This window comes from Streptomyces sp. NPDC104814 (assembly GCF_055583185.1).
Map to the genome: position 1 here is coordinate 320,528 of NZ_JBVJOL010000002.1, position 21,395 is coordinate 341,922.

At 72.5% G+C, this 21,395-nt stretch carries 20 protein-coding genes; 6 read left to right on the forward strand and 14 right to left on the reverse strand.

Annotated elements, in window-relative coordinates; translation table 11 throughout:
- Positions 1-31: 31 nt before the first annotated feature.
- From chvE to ACZ64A_RS10015, 4 genes are all read right to left on the reverse strand, one after another.
- Positions 32-1,138 (reverse strand): multiple monosaccharide ABC transporter substrate-binding protein, encoded by a 1,107-nt coding sequence (chvE, locus tag ACZ64A_RS10000; protein WP_469809442.1) that lies wholly within the window; start codon positions 1,136-1,138, stop codon positions 32-34.
- Between the two features lie 189 nt (positions 1,139-1,327).
- On the reverse strand, positions 1,328-2,296 hold the full coding sequence (locus ACZ64A_RS10005; RefSeq protein ID WP_469809444.1) for a glycosyltransferase family protein: 969 nt from the start codon (positions 2,294-2,296) through the stop codon (positions 1,328-1,330).
- Positions 2,297-2,436: 140 nt separating this feature from the next.
- A complete protein-coding gene (locus tag ACZ64A_RS10010) occupies positions 2,437-3,441 on the reverse strand; it encodes a zinc-dependent alcohol dehydrogenase (protein WP_469809445.1) in 1,005 nt (334 codons plus the stop codon).
- Positions 3,438-4,595, reverse strand: coding sequence for a mandelate racemase/muconate lactonizing enzyme family protein (locus tag ACZ64A_RS10015; protein ID WP_469809446.1), 1,158 nt, complete (start codon positions 4,593-4,595; stop codon positions 3,438-3,440). Before ACZ64A_RS10015 ends, ACZ64A_RS10010 begins: the two co-directional genes overlap by 4 nt.
- 200 nt (positions 4,596-4,795) lie before the next feature.
- Here ACZ64A_RS10015 and ACZ64A_RS10020 point away from each other — a divergent pair, with 200 nt between their 5' ends.
- Positions 4,796-5,662, forward strand: coding sequence for an SCO2400 family protein (locus ACZ64A_RS10020; RefSeq protein WP_469809448.1), 867 nt, complete (start codon positions 4,796-4,798; stop codon positions 5,660-5,662).
- A gap of 126 nt (positions 5,663-5,788) precedes the next feature.
- A complete protein-coding gene (locus ACZ64A_RS10025; RefSeq protein WP_469809449.1) occupies positions 5,789-6,937 on the forward strand; it encodes a serine hydrolase domain-containing protein in 1,149 nt (382 codons plus the stop codon).
- Between the two features lie 115 nt (positions 6,938-7,052).
- On the opposite strand, the gene ACZ64A_RS10030 is transcribed toward ACZ64A_RS10025, so the two are convergent.
- A complete protein-coding gene (locus tag ACZ64A_RS10030) occupies positions 7,053-7,472 on the reverse strand; it encodes an organic hydroperoxide resistance protein (protein ID WP_469809450.1) in 420 nt (139 codons plus the stop codon).
- Positions 7,473-7,570: 98 nt separating this feature from the next.
- Entirely contained in the window at positions 7,571-8,599 is a 1,029-nt protein-coding gene (locus ACZ64A_RS10035; protein WP_469809451.1) for an NADP-dependent oxidoreductase, read from the reverse strand.
- A gap of 118 nt (positions 8,600-8,717) precedes the next feature.
- Between ACZ64A_RS10035 and ACZ64A_RS10040 the strand changes: the two genes are divergently transcribed.
- Both ACZ64A_RS10040 and ACZ64A_RS10045 read left to right on the forward strand, forming a co-directional pair.
- The gene (locus ACZ64A_RS10040; protein WP_469809452.1) at positions 8,718-9,155 is read left to right on the forward strand and encodes a MarR family winged helix-turn-helix transcriptional regulator; all 438 of its coding nucleotides are present in this window, start codon (positions 8,718-8,720) and stop codon (positions 9,153-9,155) included.
- Between the two features lie 283 nt (positions 9,156-9,438).
- Positions 9,439-10,266, forward strand: a complete 828-nt coding sequence (locus ACZ64A_RS10045; RefSeq protein ID WP_469809453.1) for an EI24 domain-containing protein — start codon at positions 9,439-9,441, stop codon at positions 10,264-10,266.
- On the opposite strand, the gene ACZ64A_RS10050 is transcribed toward ACZ64A_RS10045, so the two are convergent.
- The 3 genes from ACZ64A_RS10050 to ACZ64A_RS10060 all read right to left on the reverse strand — a co-directional run bounded on the left by ACZ64A_RS10050 (position 10,217) and on the right by ACZ64A_RS10060 (position 13,153).
- Positions 10,217-11,467 (reverse strand): pyroglutamyl-peptidase I, encoded by a 1,251-nt coding sequence (locus tag ACZ64A_RS10050; protein WP_469809454.1) that lies wholly within the window; start codon positions 11,465-11,467, stop codon positions 10,217-10,219. The genes ACZ64A_RS10045 and ACZ64A_RS10050 overlap by 50 nt on opposite strands.
- Before the next feature lie 155 nt (positions 11,468-11,622).
- On the reverse strand, positions 11,623-12,372 hold the full coding sequence (locus ACZ64A_RS10055) for a maleylpyruvate isomerase family mycothiol-dependent enzyme (RefSeq protein WP_469809455.1): 750 nt from the start codon (positions 12,370-12,372) through the stop codon (positions 11,623-11,625).
- 199 nt (positions 12,373-12,571) lie between these two features.
- Positions 12,572-13,153, reverse strand: coding sequence for a TetR/AcrR family transcriptional regulator (locus tag ACZ64A_RS10060; protein WP_469809456.1), 582 nt, complete (start codon positions 13,151-13,153; stop codon positions 12,572-12,574).
- Positions 13,154-13,255: 102 nt separating this feature from the next.
- Between ACZ64A_RS10060 and ACZ64A_RS10065 the strand changes: the two genes are divergently transcribed.
- The gene (locus ACZ64A_RS10065) at positions 13,256-15,730 is read left to right on the forward strand and encodes a beta-glucosidase H (RefSeq protein ID WP_469809457.1); all 2,475 of its coding nucleotides are present in this window, start codon (positions 13,256-13,258) and stop codon (positions 15,728-15,730) included.
- 87 nt (positions 15,731-15,817) lie between these two features.
- Here ACZ64A_RS10065 and ACZ64A_RS10070 read toward each other — a convergent pair whose 3' ends face one another.
- Positions 15,818-16,789 (reverse strand): aldose epimerase family protein, encoded by a 972-nt coding sequence (locus ACZ64A_RS10070; RefSeq protein WP_469809459.1) that lies wholly within the window; start codon positions 16,787-16,789, stop codon positions 15,818-15,820.
- Between the two features lie 110 nt (positions 16,790-16,899).
- On the reverse strand, positions 16,900-17,790 hold the full coding sequence (locus tag ACZ64A_RS10075; protein ID WP_469809460.1) for an SGNH/GDSL hydrolase family protein: 891 nt from the start codon (positions 17,788-17,790) through the stop codon (positions 16,900-16,902).
- Between the two features lie 327 nt (positions 17,791-18,117).
- On the opposite strand from ACZ64A_RS10075, the gene ACZ64A_RS10080 reads away from it, so the two are divergent.
- On the forward strand, positions 18,118-18,612 hold the full coding sequence (locus ACZ64A_RS10080) for a DUF3145 domain-containing protein (protein WP_361631989.1): 495 nt from the start codon (positions 18,118-18,120) through the stop codon (positions 18,610-18,612).
- A 65-nt stretch (positions 18,613-18,677) separates the two neighbouring features.
- Here the strand turns inward: ACZ64A_RS10080 and fabF are convergent, their stop codons facing one another.
- The 3 genes from fabF to ACZ64A_RS10095 all read right to left on the reverse strand — a co-directional run bounded on the left by fabF (position 18,678) and on the right by ACZ64A_RS10095 (position 21,394).
- Positions 18,678-19,949, reverse strand: coding sequence for a beta-ketoacyl-ACP synthase II (gene fabF, locus ACZ64A_RS10085; protein ID WP_469809462.1), 1,272 nt, complete (start codon positions 19,947-19,949; stop codon positions 18,678-18,680).
- Between the two features lie 87 nt (positions 19,950-20,036).
- Positions 20,037-20,285 carry an acyl carrier protein gene (locus ACZ64A_RS10090; RefSeq protein WP_004931691.1) on the reverse strand — a complete coding sequence of 83 codons (249 nt, stop codon included), beginning with the start codon at positions 20,283-20,285 and terminating at the stop codon, positions 20,037-20,039.
- Positions 20,286-20,392: 107 nt separating this feature from the next.
- Positions 20,393-21,394 carry a beta-ketoacyl-ACP synthase 3 gene (locus tag ACZ64A_RS10095; RefSeq protein ID WP_469809463.1) on the reverse strand — a complete coding sequence of 334 codons (1,002 nt, stop codon included), beginning with the start codon at positions 21,392-21,394 and terminating at the stop codon, positions 20,393-20,395.
- Between the last annotated feature and the right edge of the window lies 1 nt (position 21,395).

Below are 21,395 nucleotides of genomic sequence, written 5' to 3' on the forward strand. Positions count from 1 at the left end.
GTCGTGCCTTCCAATCCTTCTCGGTGCCCGGTTACTTGAGCTGGCCGGCGGTGTAGTAGCCGCCCGCGACCAGGACCTTGTCGTAGTTGGTCTTGTCCACGCTCACCGGCTGGAGCAGATAGGCGGGCACGACCTTGGAGCCGTTGTCGTAGGTCTTGCTGTCGTTGACCTCGGGCTTCTTGCCGTTCAGCACCGCGTCGACCATGCCGGAGGCGACCTTGGCCAGCTGGCGGGTGTCCTTGTAGACGGTCTGCGTCTGCTGTCCGGCGATGATGGACTTCACCGACGCGAGCTCGGCGTCCTGGCCGGTGAGGACCGGCAGCGGCTTGCCCGCGGAGCCGTAGCCGTCGGACTTCAGCGCCGACAGGATGCCGATGGAGATGCCGTCGTACGGGGAGAGGACCGCGTCGACGCGGGCGCTCTTGTAGGACTTGGTCAGGATGTCGTCCATGCGCCGCTGGGCGGTCGCGCCGTCCCAGCGCAGGGTGGTGACCTGGTTGAGTGAGGTCTGGCCGGAGCGCACGACGAGCTTCTTGCTGTCGATGTACGGCTTGAGGACGCTCATCGCGCCGTTGAAGAAGTACTTGGTGTTGTTGTCGTCGTTGGAGCCGGCGAACAGCTCGATGTTGAACGGGCCCTTGCCGCTCTTCAGGCCGAGCTTGTCGGCGATGTAGTTCGCCTGGAGCTCGCCGACCTTCTCGTTGTCGAAGGAGGCGTAGTAGTCGACGTTCGGCGTGCCGAGGATGAGCCGGTCGTAGGCGATGACCGGGATGTTCGCGTCCTTGGCCTGCTGGAGCACGTTGCCGAGGGACTTGTTGTCGATGGCGGCGACGATGAGGGCCTTCACGCCCTGCGTGATCAGGTTCTCGATCTGGGAGACCTGCTGGTCGGGGTCGTCCTCCCCGTAGACCAGCTTGGTCCGGTAGCCCTTGGACTCCAGGTCCTTCTTGACGTTGTTGCCGTCGGCGATCCACCGCTCGGAGGACTTCGTCGGCATCGCGATGCCGATCGTGCCTCCCTTGGCGGACCCCGAGTCCTCCTTGCTGCCGCCCTCGCCGTTCTGGCCGCAGGCGGTCAGGGCGAGGGCGAGCGAGGCGGCTCCGGCTATCGCGGTCAGTGCGGCTCTGCGGTTGCGCATGGCGTCTTCCTTGATGTCGAGCACGGCCGGCGGCGGCTGTGCGGCAACGCTGTCAGGAGGTGGTGCGGGGGGAACCGGTGAACGGTGGTGCGGGGTGAACCGGCGAACGATGGTGCAGGGAACCGACGAACAGACGTGTGGGATTGTGTTCGGCTGCGTCGTGTTCTGTGAAGGGGAAGTTGCGAAAATTTATGAACGTGTTTCGAACCGCTGGAGCTCTCCGGGCAGCCGCGATCCCAGCGGGGCCATGTCGTCGCCGGCCCCGTGCCGGGCGAGCAGGTCGAGGGCCAGCCGGCCGCGCCGTACCCGCTCCTTGGCCGTGGCCAGCGTGACGTCCCGCAAGTGGTGGCCGTAGGGGTAGATCCCGGGCGCCTTGGACAGGCCGAACTTCAGATACAGCGGGGCGCCGCGCCGGATCAGCTCGGCCACCTCGTACATCCGGATGTAACCGCCGAGGTCGTCCGGCGCCTCGATGTACATGTCCATCGGCGCGCCCGACGCCCGCCGGATCTCGGTGAGATGCGCCAGCGTCAGATCGCTGGGCACATTGACGGAGTCGGCGCCGAGCCGCTCGTAGACCGCGTAGGAGGCCGGGTTGACGGGGCCGATGAGCGCCGAGACCTTCAGGGTGGTGTCGGCCGGGATGATCCCCGCGACACGTGCCCGGTGCAGCGTCCACAGCACGCCCTCGTCGGCCACCAGCAGGCATCTGACGCCCAGTGCGGTGGCGCGGACCGCGTCCTCGACGCAGCCGGCCACGGCGTCGTGGCCGCGGGCGCGCAGGCCGGCCCCGCGGGAGTCGGTGCGGGTCGAGCCGCCGATGTCCCAGGTGCCGCGCGGCCCGGTGAACAGGCACAGCTCGATGTCGCGTGCGGCGGTGGCTTCCACCATCTCGGTGATCTCGGCGTCGCTCAGCATCCACACGCCGCTGCCCTGGCTGATGCGGTGGATCGGCACGTCCAGCCGCGAGGCCTCCTTCAGCACCACCGCCAGTGCCTCGGGACCCTCGCACGAGGGGATCTCGGTACGCCAGCGGCCGCCGCCGGGGAAGGTGTACGGCGAGGCGTCGGCGGGGTCGGGGGCGGGCGCGCCCAGGCCGAGCGCGGTGAGCGCGGGCTCACCGGGTCGGCGGGCCGCCGTGGCGGAAGCGTCGGTCACAGGTTGTCCTTAAGTCCTGTGTCCGGATGCCGAAGCGTCACTGTGTTCGGCATCTCGGACGAGGTTCGCGAATAACGGCGTGCGGGGGTGGTGGTACGCCGGTACGGCAGCCGTCAGGTCACCCCCGTACCGGCGTACGTTCAGGGGCGCAGCAGGACTTTGCCCACCGTCGGATCGCCCGACCCCACCAGCTCCATGGCCCGCGGGAACTCGGCGAGCGCCAGCTCGTGCGTCACCAGCGGCACCGGATCCAGCAGCCCGGCGGCGAACACCCGCACCGCGTGCGACCAGGCGTCGGGCGGCGCCCCGAAGACGGTGTGCACCTCCAGCTGCCGTACGACGAGATCGGTCGGGTCCAGTCCGTCGGCGCCCGGCGCCGGGATGCCGGTCAGCACCAGCCGCCCGCCGCGCCGCAGCAGCGCCGAGGCCGTGCGGGCCGCGTCGGCGGACCCGGCGGTCTCGACGACCACGTCGAAGTCGCCGGGAAGCTCCTGGTCCTTGGTGCGGAAGTCGGTGGCGCCGAACTGCCGGGCCAGCGCCTCGCGGTCGTCGCGCGTCCCCACCACCAGCAGCTCGGCCGGGGAAATGGCCCGCAGGAACTGCACCGCGAACATGCCGAGCGTCCCGGTGCCGACCACCGCGACCCGCTCGCCGGGCCGGGCGTTCGCCTTGAGCGCGGCGGCCGCGATGCAGGCGGCGGGCTCCAGCAGGGCGGCCGCCGTCAGATCGGCGTCGTCGGGCAGCACGTGCAGCAGCCGGGCCGGCAGGGTCAGCGTCGGCGCCATCGCGCCGGGCTGGGTGAACCCGGTCTCCTCGTAGCCGTCGGTGCACAGCGTGGTCTCGCCGGCGTGACAGCGGTCGCACACCTGGCAGTTGCGGAAGCCCTCGCCGACCACCTTGCGGCCGGCCAGGCCCGCCGGCACACCCGGGCCCACGGCCTCGACGGTCCCGGACCACTCGTGACCCGGCGTCAGCGGGTAACGGACGTACCCCTCGGGCCGGTTGCCCTGGTAGACCTCGCGGTCGCTGCCGCAGATCCCGACCGAGTGGACCCGCACCAGCGCCTCGCCCGCGGCCGGCTCGCGCGGCGTGTGCGCGGCGAGGCGGTGCTCGCCGGGCGCCTCTACGACGACGTGGACGGTCACTGCGCGCCCTTCGGCTGCCGCTTCTCCCAGCCCTCGGCCCACAGGTCGAACCGGGCCTGCTGCTGCGGGAACTCGGCGGCGGCGTCCACGTCCAGCTCGACGCCGAGGCCCGGCGCTTCGGAGAGCTGGAACCAGCCGTCCACGACCTCCGGCGCGCCCTTGACCACCTTCTTGATCTCGGCGTCGGCGAAATCGTTGAAGTGCTCGAGGATCTTGAAGTTCGGCGAGGTGAAACCGACCTGGAGGGAGGCCGCGGTGAGCACCGAACCGCCCACGTTGTGCGGGGCGATGAGCATGTAGTGGGTCTCCGCGGTCGCCGCGAGCTTGCGCGTCTCCCAGATGCCGCCGATGTGGCCGAGGTCCGGCTGGATGATGTCCACGGCCTGGCTGTCGAACAGCTCCCGGAACTCGATCCGGTCGTGGATGCGCTCACCGGTGGCCACCGGGATGTCCACCTTCGCGGCCACCTTCTGAAGCGCCTTGAGGTTCTCCGGCGGCACCGGCTCCTCCAGCCAGGCCGGCTGGAAGGGCGCCATCTCCTTGGCGAGCCGGACCGCGGTGGCGGGGGAGAAGCGGCCGTGCATCTCCAGCATCAGCTCGGTCTCCGGACCGATGGCGTCCCGTACGGCCTCGATGAGCGACACCGCGTAGAGGGTCTGCTGGTGGTCCAGCTCGAAGTGCCCGGTGCCGAAGGGGTCGATCTTCAGCGCCTTGTAGCCGCGCTCCACGACCCCCTGCGCGGCCTTGTGGTACGCCTCGGGGGTGCGCTCGGTGGTGTACCAGCCGTTGGCGTACGCCTTGACCCGGTCGGTGACCTTGCCGCCCAGCAACTGCCACACCGGCACGCCGAGGGCCTTGCCCTTGATGTCCCAGCAGGCCATCTCGACCACCGCGATGCCGGACATCACGATCTCGCCGGCCCGCCCGTAGTCGCCGTACTTCATGCGCTTGACGAGGTCCTCGACGGCGAACGGGTCGGAGCCCAGGATGTGGTTGGCCTCGGCCTCCTTCAGGTAGCCGAGGAGGGCGTCGGTGTGGCCCAGCATCCGGGTCTCCCCGACTCCGGTCAGCCCCTCGTCGGTGTGCACCTGGACGTAGGTCAGGTTGCGCCACGGTGTCCCGACCACGTGTGTGCTGATTCCGGTGATGCGCACGGCAGTTGCCCTTCGCTGTTCGAGATTTCGTCACACGTTCGAAATGCTGGCGTGACAGTAAGGACGGGGCGGCGGCAGCGTCAAGGGGGCCGACGGGTAACGGTTTCGAGACTTTCGGTGAGCGGACGCTTGCCTTCCCACACAACCTTCACAGCGGTGCCTAGGAACGTTACCCGCGGCGCACCTAGTCTTCCCGCGTCATGGACTTCTGCCACTCCTGCCACCGCCATCTCAACGGCGCCCTCGCCTGCCCGGGCTGCGGCGTACCGGCGGACCAACTGCGCACCCGCACCGAGGAGCACCCGGGGGAGGGGTACGCCTACGGGACGTACGACTACGGGGAGCGGGGCGCGCAGGAGCCGGAGGGTTCCGAGGATGCCGGCGACCGGGACGCGCGGGACGCCGGGCTGGACGCCCCCGCCGGCCGGCGCCTGCGCAACGCCGCCGGAGGGCGCGCCGCGGATGGTCCGGGCACCGCAGGGCGCGCCGCCGACCGCAAGGCCGCCGGTGGGCGCGCCGCGGAGCGTGCCGCCGGCGGTGGGCGTGGCGGCGAGGCCGGGAGCCGCAGGGACCGCAAGGCCGCCGCGCACCGCAGGCGCCGCCGCCGCACCCTGCTCATCGCCGCCGGGTTCGTGCTGGCCGCCGGTGGGCTGAGCCTGGCCGAACTGGGCACCGACGCCCCCGGTTTGTCCGCCCCCGACCCGGCGGCGGCCGGTGACCGGTCGCCGGACGGCGCGGCCGGCGGCGACGCGCAGCCCGGCGCGGCGGAGTCCTCCCGCCCGCACCAGGTCCCGGCGTCGGACACGCACACCACGTCCGCCTCCCCGGACCCCTCCGCGTCCGCCTCGCCGTCCCCGTCGGGCAGCGCGGCGACCCCGAGCGCCGGCGCCACCGCGACCAGCGGCGCCCCGGCCGCGCACGGCACCCCCCGCTCCGCCCCCTCGGCGAGCCGGACCCAGGGCCCCGCCCCGGACCCCACGCGTCCGCCCGCGCCGACGACGCAGCCCCCCGCCCCGGCCCCCGAGCCGTCGAAGACGTGCAACCGTTTCCTGTGGTGGTGCACCTGAGCCGGGCCGCCGTTGAGTCGAACGGGCGCCCGTCGCCGTACCCGTCTGCGCGTAACCGGCGTGGAGCACCACCGACATGATCTCCGTCGGGCACCATGGGAGGCGGAGACCAGGGGAGGAGAGCGGATGGGTCAGGAGATTCACGGCGCCGTGGCGGACGGCTTCGAGGCCGTGCGGGAGGAGTTCGCGGCGTTCGTGGCCGGCGAACGCCCCGACTACGAGGGCCAGTTGTGCGCGTATGTGCACGGGCGCCGGGTCGTGGACCTGTGGGCCGGCAACGAGGCCGACTCCCTGTACAGCGTGTTCTCGTCCACCAAGGGTGCCGCGCACCTCGTGGTCGCGCTCCTGGTCCAGGACGGCACCCTGGAGCTGGACCGCAAGGTGACGTACTACTGGCCCGAGTTCGGCGCCGAGGGCAAGGGCGCGGTGACCCTGCGGGACCTGCTCGCCCACCGGGCCGGCCTCATCGGGATCGACGCCGGGTTCTCGGCGCAGGAGATGGCCGACGACCGGGCCGTCGCCGAACGGCTCGCGGACCAGAAGCCGTACTGGCGGCCCGGCACCGCCTTCGGCTACCACGCCTTCACCATCGGCGCCCTCACCGGCGAGGTGGTCCGCCGGGCCACGGGCCACACGCTCCAGGAGGTCTACGAGGAGCGGGTGCGCGCCCCGTACACGCTGGACTTCCATCTGGGCCTGCCGCAGTCCGAGGAGCCGCGCGTACGGGCGGTGCAGCCGATGGTCCCGACCCCGGAGCAGCAGGCCGAGCTGGACGCCCGGCCGGCCGGGCCGCACACGCTGACCTCGATCGCCCTCAACACCCAGGTGCCCGAGCCGGGGACGATGGAGGATTACGCCAACTCCCCGCTGGTGCGCGCCAAGGGGCCGGCGTCGGCGGGCGGGGTGGCCTCCGCGCGCGGTCTGGCGAAGATGTACGCCGCGGCGATCAGCGAAGTCGACGACCGGCCGCCGCTGCTGAAGCCGGACACCGTCGCCGAGGTCGGCCAGATCCACTCCGTGGGGTACGACCTGGTGGCCCGCACCCACAAGGCCTTCGGCCTCGGTTTTCAGGCGACCTCGGACCCCTGGCACCCGTTCCTGGGCGCCGGTTCCTTCGGCCACAGCGGCGGGGGCGGCTCCCAGGCCTTCGCCGACCCGCGCAGCGGCCTCGCCTACGGCTACACCCGCCGCCGCGTGCCGTACCCGGGAGGGGCGGCACCGGAGAACGAGCGCCTGGTCAGGGCCGTGCACCGGGCGGCTCTGGCGAACAGCTGACGCGACCGGCGAATGCCGGGCACGCAGGCCCGCCGAAGGGGCGCGGGGAACTGCGCGAACAGCCCCGCGACCCGCACCCGGCGGACAACCGCACCCGGCAGACGAAACCCCGGACTCAGACGAGCGTCACCGTGATGTTGCCACGGGTGGCCTTGGAGTACGGGCACACCTCGTGCGCCTTCTTCACCAGGCTCGCGGCGGTCTCCGCGTCCACGTTCGGGATGTTCGCGGAGATCTCGACGATGATGCCGAAGCCGTCGTCGTTCTTGCCGATGCCGACCTTCGCGGTGACGGTCGAGCCGGAGATGTCGGCGCTCTCCTGGCGGGCGACGACGCCGAGCGCGCCCTGGAAGCAGGCGCTGTAGCCGGCGGCGAACAGCTGCTCCGGGTTGGTGCCGGCGCCGCTGCCGCCCATCTCGACCGGCGGGTTGACGACGACGTCGAGCTTGCCGTCGTCGGTGGCGACACGGCCGTCGCGGCCGTTCTCGGCGGTGGCGACGGCGGTGTACAGGACGTCGGACTGCTGGATGGACATGCGGTGGTCTTCCTCCTCCTCGGTCCGCCGCGACTCGCGCCCACGATCGGCGACGGATTTCGGAAAGAAGTTACCGCATACCGGAAATCCCCGAAAGGCTAGAGCTTGACGACCATCTTTCCGATGTTGTCGCCGCGCAGGACCCCGAGGAACGCCTCCAGGGTGTTCTCGACGCCCTCGACCACGGTCTCCCGGTACTTCAGCGCGCCCGAGGCGACCCACGGGCCGACCTCCTGGACGAACTGCGGCTGCAGGTCGTAGTGGTCGCCGACCAGGAAGCCCTCGATGCGGCCACGGGTCTGGATGAGGCGGGCGAGGTTCTTCGGGCCGGGGGCGGGCTCGGTGTTGTTGTACACCGAGATCATTCCGCAGACCGCGATCCGGCCGCCCTCGTTCAGGGAGCCGATGGCGGCCTCCAGGTGGTCCCCGCCGACGTTGTCGAAGTACACGTCGATGCCGTCGGGGGCGGCGGCGCGCAGCTGCTCGGCCACGGGGCCGTTCTTGTAGTTGAACGCGGCGTCGAATCCGTACTCCTCGACCAGGAGCTTGACCTTCTCGTCGGAGCCGGCCGAGCCGATGACCCGGGAGGCGCCCTTGAGCTTGGCGATCTGCCCGACCTGGCTGCCGACGGCACCGGCCGCGCCTGAGACGAAGACGACGTCGCCCTCCTTGAAGGACGCGGTGCGCAGCAGGCCGGCGTAGGCGGTGAGGCCGGTCATGCCGAGCACGCCGAGGTAGGCCGACAGGGGTACGCCCTCGGGGTCGACCTTGACGGACGGTACGGCGGTCGGGCCGACCTTGACCGCGTGCTTCGCGTCCAGGACGGCGTACTCGCGCCAGCCGAAGAAGTGCAGGACGTGGTCGCCGGCCGCGATGCCCTCGGCGTTCGACTCGATCACCTCGCCGACCGCGCCGCCCTGCATGGCCTTGCCGAGCTCGAACGGGGCGGCGTAGGACTTCGCGGCACTCATCCGGCCGCGCATGTACGGGTCCACGGAGAGGTACTTGTTCCGTACCAGGACCTGACCCTCACCCGGCTCCGGTACCTCCGCCTCGACCAGGGCGAAGTCCTCGGGCTTCGGCCAGCCGACGGGGCGGCTGAGCAGGTGCCATTCGCGGTTGATCATGACAGGGCCTTTCGGTGGGGGGTTCAGGAGGTTGCTGCGGTACCAATTACTTCAGTACCTGAAACAACGATGCTCCTGAATATTTCAGGTTGTCAAGTAAAGGGGTACCCTGGACGCCATGGCCACCCCACACACCTCCCGCCGCCCCGACCCGCTGACCCTCGAGGTCGTCGAGCTCATCGGGGACGTCGTGGCCCGCTTCTACGCCGACTACGAGGAGGCCGCGGGTCAGCACACGCTGACCGGTGCCCAGGCGCGCCTGCTCAGCGTGCTGTCCCTGGAGCCGCTGCCGATGCGCAAGCTGGCGCAGAAGCTGAAGTGCGAGCCGTCCAACGTCACCGGGATCGTGGACCGGCTGGAGGCGCGCGGTCTGGTCGAACGCCGCCCGGACCCGGCCGACCGCCGGGTGAAGCTGGCGGCCGCCACCGACGAGGGCCGCCGCGTCGCCCGCGACCTCCGCGACGGCCTCCGCTTCGCCCGTGAACCCCTGGCAGCCCTCTCCGACACGGAACGCGAGACTCTCAGGGCCCTCCTCCACAAAATGCTCACCCCCTGACCAGCCCCGGCCCGGGGCCACGGCGCCCTGGACGGTTGCGCGCGGCGCACCGCCCCACCGCGCGCTCGGGCCGCCGCCCACCGGTGGCGGCCGCCGCGGCCGTGCCGGATGCCCGGCCCGGCGATCCCCTGGCGGCCGGCGGTCGGGGGTGTCCGCGGTCGCCGCGGTGGGGCCAGTGGGCCGGCCGGGCAGCGGGTCAGGGTGGCCAGTGGGCCGCGGGGCAGCGGGTCAGGGTGGCCAGTGGGCCGCGGGGCAGCGGGTCCGGGGTCGTTAGAGTGCTCGTATGCGTGATCTCGGGGTGGGCTTCGGCTATCTGCTCAAAGGCCAGCGGTGGGTGGCCCGGCATGGGAGGAGTTACGGGTTCGGGCTGCTGCCCGGTCTCGTCACGCTCGTGCTGTACGCCGCGGCGCTCGTCGCCCTGGCGCTGTGGGGCGAGGACTTCGTGGCGTGGACGACGCCGTTCGCCGACGGCTGGACGAGCCCCTGGCAGGGCCTGTTCCGCGGCTTCCTCACCGCCGTGCTCTTCGCGCTGGGCCTGCTTCTCGCCGTCCTGTCCTTCACCGCCGTCACCCTGCTGATCGGCCAGCCCTTCTACGAGAACCTCTCCGAGAGGGTCGATCGGGACGTGTCCCCCGACGGCACCGCGCCCGAGTCGGACCGGCCGCTGTGGCAGGAGCTGTGGATCTCCGCCCGCGACAGCCTGCGCATCCTGGTGCGGGCCGCGCTGTGGGGGGTACTGCTCTTCGCCCTCGGATTCGTGCCCGTCGTCGGCCAGACCGTGATCCCGGTGATCGGTTTCTTCGTCACCGGGTTCTTCCTCACCGAGGAACTGGCCGCGGTCGCCCTGGAGCGGCGCGGCGTCGCCCTGCGCGAGCGCCTCGCCCTGCTGCGCTCGCGCAAGCTCCTCGTCTGGGGCTTCGGCACCCCCCTGGGCCTGGCCTTCCTGGTCCCCTTCGTCGCCGTGTTCCTGATGCCGGGCGCCGTCGCGGGTGCCACCCTCCTCGCACGCGACCTGCGGGGCGAGGAGATCGAGGAGGGCGAGCGCGACGACGAGGAGGCCGCTACGCCGTTCCCGCAGCCACCGACAGGATCGCCCGCACCTGGGCGATGATGTCCAGCCGGTTGCGGACGAACTCCGGGTCCGTGACGGCCCCCGTCGCCGGGTCCGTGTTGCCCGCGCCGAACTGCAGCACCGGCGTGTGCACGTGCCCGCCCGGCAGCGTGTCGTGCAGGCCGAGCCGGTCGCGCAGCAGCGTCGCCCGGTAGGCGATCTCGTTGGACAGGTAGTTCCCGCCGCCCCCGGCCCGCGCCTCCGACCCCGGCGTCGGTCCGTCCGGCCGCACCACCGGCTCCCCGCCGCCCGCCGGGATCTCGGTCACGGACGTGTTGTCGTACACCGGGTACCGCCCCGTGTCCGCCGCCACGATCCGGGCGTACGGCAGGGTCGTCGTCGTCCACTGCGGCTGCGTCGCCGGATCGCCGACCGGCACGGGGCCGGCCGTACCGGTGTTCTCGTTGTCCGGGGAGCCGCCCCGCCAGGCCCCGTTGGTGCGCTCGACGTCGAAGCGCCCGACGCGGCCCTGGCTCACCGTCGTGAACAGGTCCACCCGCGGCAGATACGGCCGCAGCGCCCGCTCCACCGTCCCCTGCGCGAAGTCCCGCCAGCGCACCGGGAACACCACGGTCTCCACCCGCGCCGGACCGCCGGCCGTCTCGATCACCGTGCCGTCCAGAGCCAGCGCGGACGCGCCGGACGGGTTGGAGATGCGGATGTCCCGGTCGAGCGTGAACGGGTCGAACCCGGTGACCAGAACCCGCTTCATCCCGTGCGCGGCCCCCGGATACCGGACATCGCTCTGCCCGCGCGAGGCACGCTCCAAGTCGTCCAGCAGTGCCGCTCGTTGAGCGTCACCGAGCGCGAAGTGCGGCTGCCAGCTCCGCAGTTGCCGTGTCATCGCCAATCGCGCCCAGTACAGCGGCCGGTCGTCGTCCCGGCTCAGGTCGCCGCCCGCGGGCCTCCGCCCCTGCGCCCGGTCCACGGCCCGCCGCCACAGCGCGGCCCCTTCCTGTACGACGACCCGACGCGCCTGCGCGCAGGAGTGCGTGCCGTGCAGCGCCCGGCCGAACTGCCGCGCCACGGCGTCGAACCCGGACCGGTGCAGGATCTCCTGCGGTGCCGCCTGATCGAGGCGCTGCTCCTCGACGGTGGGGGCGAGGGGCGTCGAGGGCGCCGCCGAGACGGTGGTGGGCGCGGCCAGGGTCGCGGTGAGGGCCAGGCCGAGGGCGGCAGCGCGAACGCGTGAGGGAATCAAGGAGGTTGTCGTCCTTTCCGTCGCCGTGGGGTGCGTACTCGCGGGACGAGCGCAGTATCGCGTGACGGAAGTGGCCTGCACCATGGTGTTGTCGGTCAGACCGCGCTGCGTGGTGGCCGCGGTACCGGCCGGCAGGTGAGCCCGCCACGGCCCCGTCAGGTCCAGCCCGGGACCGGCGGCAGCGGCCAGGGCGGTGGGCTCGGGAGCCGGCCGTCCGACCGCAGACAACTCTCCTCGCCGCGGCCGGACAGCCAGGCCAGCAGCGCGTGCCCCGCGCCGGTCACGGTGGGGCCGGCCGGGGCGAGGGTCCAGGCACGGTCGAGGTCGGTCGCTTCGAGGCGGGCGACGGGGAAGCGGCGGGCGGCCAGTGTCGCGACCGTCTCGTCCAGGGCCCAGGTGACATAGCCGGGGGGCCAGTCGGCGGGGGAGTAGCCCAGGCTCAGGTCGACGTGGTGGGCCTCCAGCTCCCGCCGGGCGCGGTGCAGCGTGAACCAGGCGGGGTGCCGCCACCCGGCGAGCGCGGAGACCGAAGTGTGCCAGCGGTCCGCGGGCAGGGCCGCCGCCGCGTCGGACAGCCGGTCCAGGCCGGCGCGCAGATCGGCCACCAGCGCGGCCGCGTCACGCTCGGCGCCCTCGCACAGGGCCCGTTCCAGGGCGGCGGCGTCGGCCCTGGGGCCGGGCTCCCTGCCGGTGCGGGCCAGAGTCAGCAGCCATACATAGGCGTCCGCGCTGCGGGCAAGGTGCGTGAGGACATGGGCGCGGCTCCAGCCGGGGAGCGCGGAGGGCCGGCGGGCCAGTGCGTCGGTCAGCGGCTCGACGCTCGCGAGAAGGCGCACGCCCGATTCCCTTACGGCATCGAGGAGTTCGGTGATGCGGGCGTGGTCCGGAACGGTGGCGTCGGTCACGGACGGCGACTCTACAACCCGGCCGAACGCACCACCGGGTCCGCCCAGGTCCGCCCGGCCGGCGCCCCTCTACCGCCCGTGCCGCCCTCAGCCGCCGGCCCGCGCCCCCTGCGCCCCCGCGCCGCCTTCAGCCTCCCGGCCGCGCCCCGTGCCCCCGCCCCGCCCTCAGCCCCGCCCCGCCCTCAGCCCCGCCCCGCCCTCAGTCGACCGGCTCGCCCAGCAGTCGCAGGAAGTCCCGGAACGCGCCCGGCATGTCGACGTTCTCCGGGTCCAGCAGCCACTGGTACTGCAGGCCGTCCATCACCGCGACCAGCAGCGGGGCCGTACGTTCGGGGGTGAGGCCGTTGGGCAGGCGGTCGCCGTACTCGGTGCGCAGCACGGCCGCCATGTTCTCCCGCACCCGGCGGTAGCGGTCGGTGAAGTAGGCGCGGGCCGGGTGCTCCTCCGTGACGCTCTCCCCGAGCAGCGCCGAGAAGGTCTGGACGATGCCGGGGCGCATCGCGTTGTACTCCACCAGGGCGGCGAGCAGGTCCAGGCGCCAGCGGCTGTCCGGCACCGCGTCCCACTGGTCCCGCTCCTCGAGCACCGCGACCAGCAGCGCGTCCTTCGTCGGGAAGTAGTGCAGCAGCCCCTGCTGGGTCAGCCCGACCCGCTCCGCCACCGCGCCCAGGCTCGCCCCGCGGTACCCGCGCTCGGCGATCACCTCCAGGGCCGCCCGCACGATCTCCGCGCGCCGCTCCTCGCTCCTGACCCTTGCGTTCATGGCGTCACCGTACGGCATGCCCCTCACGATTCATAACGGCAGGATAACGAAACCTACCGCTCTACAGGTAACCGGTGCACGATGGAGCCACCTGCACGAAGGCAACGAGGAGGCACCGCGATGGCGGGAACCCAGCGCACCCCGGCCCAGCGCACCCCGGCCCAGCGCACCCCGGCCGACGAGGCCCGCGAGGCGGCCGTCGAGGCCGCACTCGGCAAGCTCGACCTGGATGCCAAGACCCGGCTGCTGGCCGGCCAGGACATGTGGTCCCTGCCCGCACTGCCCGAGATCGGTCTGACGTCCCTCGTCATGTCCGACGGGCCGATCGGCGTGCGCGGCGTGCGCTGGAGCGCCGACGACCCCTCCGTCGCCCTGCCGTCCCCGACCGCCCTGGCCGCCACCTGGGACCCGGAACTCGCCCGCCGGGCCGGCGTGCTGCTCGCCCAGGAGGCCCGCCGCAAGGGCGTCCACGTCCTGCTCGCCCCCACCGTCAACCTGCACCGCTCCCCGCTCGGCGGCCGCCACTTCGAGGCCTACAGCGAGGACCCCTACCTCACCGGCCGCATCGGCACCGGCTATGTGCGAGGCGTGCAGTCCGGCGGAGTCGGCACCACCGTCAAGCACTTCGTGGCCAACGACGCCGAGACCGACCGCTTCACCGTCGACAACCGCGTCTCCGCCCGCGCCCTGCGCGAGCTGTATTTGGCGACCTTCGAGGCGATCGTGGACAACGCCCGTCCCTGGGGCGTCATGACCGCCTACAACGCGGTCAACGGCACCACCATGACCGAGCACCACCACCTGGTGAACGAGGTGCTGCGCGGCGCATGGGGCTTCGACGGCTTCAACGTCTCCGACTGGTTCGCCGCCCGCGACACCACCGGCGCCCTCGCCGGCGGACTCGACGTGGCGATGCCCGGCCCGCAGACCGTCTACGGCGAGGCCCTCGCCCGGGCCGTACGCGACGGCGAGGTCACCGAGAGCGCCGTCGACGACGCCGTACGCCGCGTCCTGCGGCTCGCCGCGCGTGTCGGCGCCCTCACCGGCGCCGAGCCGGCCGTCACCGAACTCCCCGCCCCCGTCGACGGTGACGCGCTCGCCCGCGAGATCGCCCGCCGCTCCTTCGTCCTGGTCCGCAACCAGGACGCCGCGCTGCCGCTGAAGCCCGGCCGCACCGTCGCCCTCATCGGCGCCGCCGCCCGCGACGCCCGCGTCCTCGGCGGCGGCTCCGCCACCGTCTTCCCGGACCACGTCGTCTCCCCGCTCGACGGCCTCACCGCCGCCCTGCCCGAAGGCGCCGTCCGCTACGCCCTCGGCGCCGACCCCGCCACCGAACTGTCCGTCGCCGGCCAGGGCTTCACCCTGCGCGCCGTCTGCCGCGATCGCGACGGCGAGGTCATCGGCACCGCGTCCGCCCCGAACGGGCAGTTGCAGTGGCTCGGCGCGGACCTGCCCGAGGGCGTCACCCACGACAGGCTGCACTCCGTCGAACTGACCGGCACGTTCACCCCGCGCGAGAGCGGGCCGCACACCTTCGGCATCCGCGGCACCGGCGCCTTCACCCTCCGCGTCGACGGCACCGCGTACTTCGACGACGTCCAGCCCCCGGCCGCCGACGGCGACCCCTTCGAGGCCTTCTTCGGCTCCCCGGTGCCCCGCGCCCAGGCCGAACTGCGCGCCGGGGAGCCCGTCGAGGTCTCCCTGACCCATGTCGTCGAACAGCCGGAGGACCGGCCGCTCAAGGCCGTGCTGTTCGCGCTCGCCCACCAGGCGCCGCAGCGCGACCCCGAGGAGCTGATCGCCGAGGCCGTCGAGGCCGCCCGCGCCGCCGACACCGCCGTCGTCGTGGTCGCCACCACCGAACGCGTCGAGTCCGAGGGCTTCGACCGCACGGACCTGACGCTGCCCGGCCGCCAGGACGACCTGGTGCGCGCGGTCGCCGCCGCCAACCCGGACACCGTCGTGGTCGTCAACTCCGGCTCCCCGGTGGAACTGCCCTGGCGCGACCAGGTCGCCGCCGTGCTGCTGAGCTGGTTCCCCGGCCAGGAGGGCGGCGCCGCCCTGGCCGACGTGCTCACCGGCGCGTACGAGCCGGGCGGCCGGCTGCCCACCACCTGGGGCTCCCTCGCGGACGCGCCCGTCACCCGGGTCGTGCCCGCCGACGGCCGGCTCGCCTACGACGAGGACGTGTTCATCGGCTACCGCGCCTGGGAGAAGGAGGGCCGCACCCCCGCCTACCCCTTCGGACACGGCCTCGGCTACACCGACTGGACCTACGAGGCTCTCGAGACCGACGGGACCACCGTGACCGTGCGGGTGCGCAACAGCGGCACCCGGGCCGGGCGCGAGGTCGTGCAGGTCTACCTCGCGCCCGTCGAGCCCGACGCGAGCCGCCCGGCGCGGTGGCTGGCCGGCTTCGCGGGCGTCGAGGCCGGGCCGGGCGAGGCCGCCGAGGCGGTCGTCGAGCTGCCGCGCCGCGCCTTCGAGATCTGGGACGAGACGACCGACTCATGGTCATGTGTGAAGGGTTCGTACGAGATCCAGGCCGGACGCTCGATCGCCGACCGCCGCATCTCCGCCACGATTAACGTCTGATCCGGGACGCCGCCCCACCTGACGGGGGACGGCCCCCCACCAGCAGCCCCGGTCCGGGACCTGACCCCGGACCGGGGCTCACGCCGATCAGCGCACGGAGAAGGCGTACACCGTCTCCGAGCGGTACACCTCGCCCGGCCTGAGCACCGTGCTCGGGAACTCCGGCCGGTTCGGGGAGTCCGGGAAGTGCTGGGTCTCCAGCGCCACGCCGTCCCCCGGGGCGAACGGCTCGCCCAGGTGGTCGGCGGTGTAGAGCTGCACACCGGGCTCGGTCGTCGCCACCGTCAGCACCCGCCCCGACGCCGGGTCGTACAGCTCGGCCACCTCCACCGGATCCGGTGTGACGCCCTTGTCCAGCACGAAGTTGTGGTCGTAGCCCGAGCCGGTCCTGCGGGGCGTACGGAAGTCGAAGCGGGTACCGGTGACGTCCGCGAGTTCGCCGGTCGGGATCGAAGCGCCGTCGACCGGGGTGTAACGGGAGGCCGCGAGGCGCAGTTCATGTTCGCCCGCGGGGCCCGCGCCGGCCAGGTTGAAGTAGCTGTGGTTGGTCAGGTTCACCACGGTCGGCGCGTCCGTGACCGCCTCGTACGCCACGTGCAGCGCCCCGGAGGCGTCCAGGCTGTACGTCGCCGTGACCTCGAGCCGGCCCGGGAAGCCCTCCTCGCCGCTCGGGCTGACCCGGGACAGCCGCACCCCGTGCTCCACCGGTTCGACGTCCCACACGCGCTTGTCGAACCCGCGCTCACCGCCGTGCAGCGAGTTGCGCCCCTCGTTCGCCGCCAGCGGGTACGTCCGCCCGTCTAGGGTGAAGCGGGCGCCCGCGATCCGGTTGGCGTACCGCCCGACCAGCGCCCCGAGATGCGGCTCGGGATGGGCGAGGTACCCCTCCAGGTCGCCGAACCCCAGCACCACGCCCCCGGCCCGCCCCTGACGGTCCGGGACCTCGACCGTCTGCACGACCCCGCCGTACGACAGAACCCGCACCCGCACGCCCGCGCGCTCCAGCGTCCAGCGGTGCACCGCCGTGCCGTCGGAAAGTGTGCCGAACAGTTCGCTCATGTGGGAAACCCTAGGTGCTGCCCGGCGGATCGGGCCGGCCGGGAGGCGCGGTGCCCCCGGACCCACCCGAGCGGACGAGCGGGCCTCACATGGCAGGCCGGCGAGCGGGCTCACCTGGTGGGTTGCCCCGCCGTCACCGTGCGGTAGGCGATCTCCGCCAGCCGGGCCTGTCCGTCCGCGCTGGGGTGGAACCAGTCCCAGTGACTCAACTGCCCCGTGCCGAAGCGGAAGTCGTGCACCGCGTTGCCGTCGAAGCGGCAGTACCGGTCCCTGGCGCACACGTCCTTCAGCACCGCGTTGTACGCCTCCACCCGGTCCTGCACGGTGTCCCGGCGCAGGACCGCCGCCGAACTGAAGGAGTCCGCGTCACCCAGCATCGACGGGCAGATGCCCAGCTTCCAGATCTGCTTGCCGAGCGCGTTGGTCCGCCCCTGCGACCACAGCCGCTTCAGATCCGGCACGCTCGCCACGTACACCTGGGCCCTGGGCAGGCTCCGGCGCAGCGTGTGCAGGGCCTCCTCGAACCGGGCACGGAAGTCCGCCACGGGCGTCATCGCCGCCGTACTGTCCCGGCAGGCGTCGTTCGCCCCCGCCATCACCGTCACCAACTGGGGCCGGTGCGCCACCGCCTGCGCCATCTGGGCCGGCAGGTCGGCCATCCGCGCCCCCGTCACCGCGAAGTTCCAGCTGTGGCCGGCCGCCCGCTCCCGGCCGAGCAGCCGCACCGCCAGCGACTCGACGCCCAGGCTGCTGCCGGTCGCCCAGGACACCTCCGGGCAGTCCGACAGCACCGAGCAGGCGTCGAAACCGCGCGTGATGGAGTCACCCACCGCGGCGACCGAGTCCGGTCTGGTGTTCCACGACGGCGTCGGCGACGGACGCGCCGAGCGCGCCTGAGTACCTGGGGTGTCCCCGCCGACCGCGTCACAGCCCGCGGCGCCCAGCACGACGGCCGCCACGGCCGCCGCGACGGCCCGCGCCCGGTGGCTTCGCTTGCGCATCCGCAGCAGATCCCCTCACCTCGTCCGGCAGACTCCTCCCGGCATGACAACGCACCGCAGTTCCCCAGCGTGCCGTGCAACGGCTCACACCCGCCATTCGGGCCCGCCCGGCCGGTCGTCCGGGCCGCGGCACGCCCGTCCGCGCCGTCCCCCACCCGGTCCACCGGGCCCGTCCCAGGCGTCCTGCCGGGTGAATGGGGGCGTTTCAGGGCGCCGGGACCGACGGTACGTCACACTCCTTGCGCCGCCGCACGGTAGCCTCGCCATCAACGTGGCCTGACGGCCGCCGCCCCGCCCGCAAGACGACCCGCCTGCCCGGAGGTCCCGGTGACGACACGTGGAGTTCTGTACGTGCACTCCGCGCCGCGCGCGCTGTGCCCGCACGTCGAGTGGGCCGTCGCCGGGGTGCTCGGCACGCGCGTCAACCTCGACTGGATCCGGCAGCCCGCCGCGCCCGGCACCTGGCGCTCGGAGTTCTCCTGGCAGGGCGAGGCGGGCACCGCCTCCAAACTCGCCTCCGCGCTGCGCGGCTGGCACCTGCTGCGCTTCGAGGTGACCGCCGAGCCCTGCGCGAGCGCCGAGGGCGAGCGCTACTCCTGCACCCCCGACCTCGGCATCTTCCACGCCGTCACCGGCATCCACGGCGACATCCTCATCCCCGAGGACCGCCTGCGCGCCGCCCTGCTGCGCTCCCAGCGAGACGAGACCGACCTCGAGGCCGAGATCGCCAGACTCCTCGGCAAGCCCTGGGACGACGAACTCGAACCGTTCCGGTACGCGGGCGAAGGCGCCCCGGTGCGGTGGCTCCACCAGGTGGTCTGAGAGGCACGAACCCGAAAGGGCCCCCACCCGGAGGTGGGGGCCCTTCGCACACGGGTACGCGACTGTCAGACCGTCCGGAACGCCAGCACCACGTTGTGACCGCCGAAGCCGAACGAGTCGTTCAGCGCGGCGAGACGGCCCTCGACGGGCAGCTTGCGCGCCTCCCCGCGGACCACGTCCGCGTTGGCCTCGGCCTCGGGGTCGATGTTCTCGACGTTGATGGTCGGCGGAGCCACCCGGTGGTACAGCGCGAGCACGCACGCGACGGACTCGACACCACCGGCGCCACCGAGCAGGTGACCGGTCATCGACTTGGTCGCCGAGACCGCCATGTGGTCGGCGTCGTCGCCGAAGACCTTGCGCAGCGCCTTCAGCTCCGCGATGTCACCGGCCGGCGTCGAGGTCGCGTGCGCGTTGACGTGCACGATCTCGGCGGGGTCCAGGTCGGTGCGGTCCAGCAGGTTCTGCAGGGCGTGCGCGATGCCGCGGCCCTCCGGCTCCGGCTGCACGATGTCGTGGCTGTCGGCGGAGATGCCCTGGCCGACCGCCTCCGCGTACACCCGGGCACCGCGCTTGGCGGCGTGCTCGGCGGACTCCAGGACGAGCACACCGGCGCCCTCGCCGAGGACGAAACCGTCCCGGGCGACGTCGTAGGGGCGCGAGGCGCCCTGCGGGTCGTCGTTGTTCTTGGACATCGCCATCATGTTGCCGAACGCGGCGATCGGCAGCGGGTGGATCGCCGCCTCCGTACCGCCGGCGACGACGACGTCGGCACGGCCGGTGCGGATCATCTCGATGGCGTAGCCGATGGCCTCGGCGCCGGAGGCGCACGCGGAGACCGGCGTGTGCACGCCCGCGCGGGCGCCCACGGCCAGACCCACGTTGGCCGAGGGGCTGTTCGGCATCAGCATGGGGACGGTGTGCGGGGAGACGCGGCGGACGCCCTTGTCCTTCAGCACGTCGTACTGGTCCAGCAGGGTCGTCACGCCGCCGATGCCGGAGGCGATGACCGCGCCGAGCCGGTCGGGGTCGATGTTCGGGTCGTCGCCGGCCTTCGCCTCGAAGCCGGCGTCCTTCCACGCCTCCTCGGCCGCGATCAGCGCGAACTGCGCCGAGCGGTCCAGCTTGCGGGCCTGCGGCCGCGGAATGACCTCGGTCGGTTCCACGGCGATCGAGGCCGCGATCTTGACGGCCTGGTCGGCCGCCCAGTCCTGCTCCAGGGGCTTGACGCCGGAACGTCCGGCGACCAGACCCTCCCAGGTCGAGGCCGCGTCGCCACCCAGCGGTGTGGTTGCGCCGATACCGGTGACGACCACGGTGCGATTGGTCGAGCTCACGGGAATTCTTTCTCCAACGATCGAACGAGGATTAGTCTCGGCGCCACCGCCGGGTGGCGGGGCCGGGGCACCCGGCCCGAGCGGGACTCAGGCCTGGTGCTTGAGGATGTAGTCGGTCGCGTCGCCGACGGTCTTGAGGTTCTTGACGTCGTCGTCCGGGATCTTGACGTCGAAACGCTCTTCGGCGGCGACGACGACCTCGACCATGGACAGCGAGTCGACGTCCAGGTCGTCGGTGAAGGACTTGTCCAGCTGGACGTCCTCAACCGGGATCCCGGCGATCTCGTTCACGATCTCCGCGAGACCGGCGACGATCTCTTCCTGAGTGGCGGCCATGATGGCGCTCCTTCTGCTGTGTTCTTCAGGGTGTGGCGCCCGCCGCGGGAGCGGCAGGGTGGTGCTGCTGCGCGCCGTACCGGAGACGATGTTCCGGCACGGAGTGCCTAGGGGAGGGTAACGACCGTCGCGGCGTAGACGAGACCCGCCCCGAATCCGATGACGAGCGCGGTGTCGCCGCTCTTCGCCTCCCCGGTCGCCAGGAGCCGCTCCATCGCGAGCGGGATCGAGGCGGCGGAGGTGTTGCCGGTGGTGCGCACGTCACGGGCGACCGTGACCGTCTCCGGCAGCTTCAGGGTCTTCACCATCGAGTCGATGATCCGCTCGTTGGCCTGGTGCGGGATGAAGACGTCCAGCTCGTGGGCCGAGATGCCGGCCGCGTCCAGCGCCTGCTGGGCGACCTTGGCCATCTCGAACACGGCCCAGCGGAACACCGCCTGGCCCTCCTGCGTGATGGCCGGGAACTTCTCGACCGTGCCCTCGCGGTAGTCCGTCCACGGCACCGTCTGCTTGATGGTCTCGGACTTGTCGCCCTCCGAGCCCCAGACCGTCGGGCCGATGTGCGGCTCCTGCGAGGGGCCGACCACGACGGCGCCGGCGCCGTCACCGAACAGGAAGGCCGTCGCGCGGTCCTCCAGGTCGGTCAGGTCGCTCAGCCGCTCCACGCCGATGACCAGCACGTACTCGGCCGAGCCCTCGACGATCATGCCCTTGGCCAGGGTGAGGCCGTAGCCGAAGCCGGCGCAGCCCGCGGAGATGTCGAAGGCGGCGGCCCTGTTCGTGCCGAGCTTGTCGGCGATCTCCGTGGCGACGGCCGGGGTCTGCTTGAAGTGCGAGACGGTGGAGACGATCACCGCGCCGATCTGCTCGGCGGAGATCCCGGCGTCCGCGATCGCCTTGCCGGACGCCTCGACGGACATCGCGGCGACGGTCTCCTCGTCGTTCGCCCAGTGCCGGGTCTGGATGCCGGAGCGGGAGCGGATCCACTCGTCGGACGAGTCGATCGTCTCGAGGATGACCTCGTTGGGCACCACGCGGGTCGGGCGGTAGCCGCCGACGCCGACGATGCGCGCGTACGGGGCGCCCTTGCTGGCCTTGATCTTCGCCATG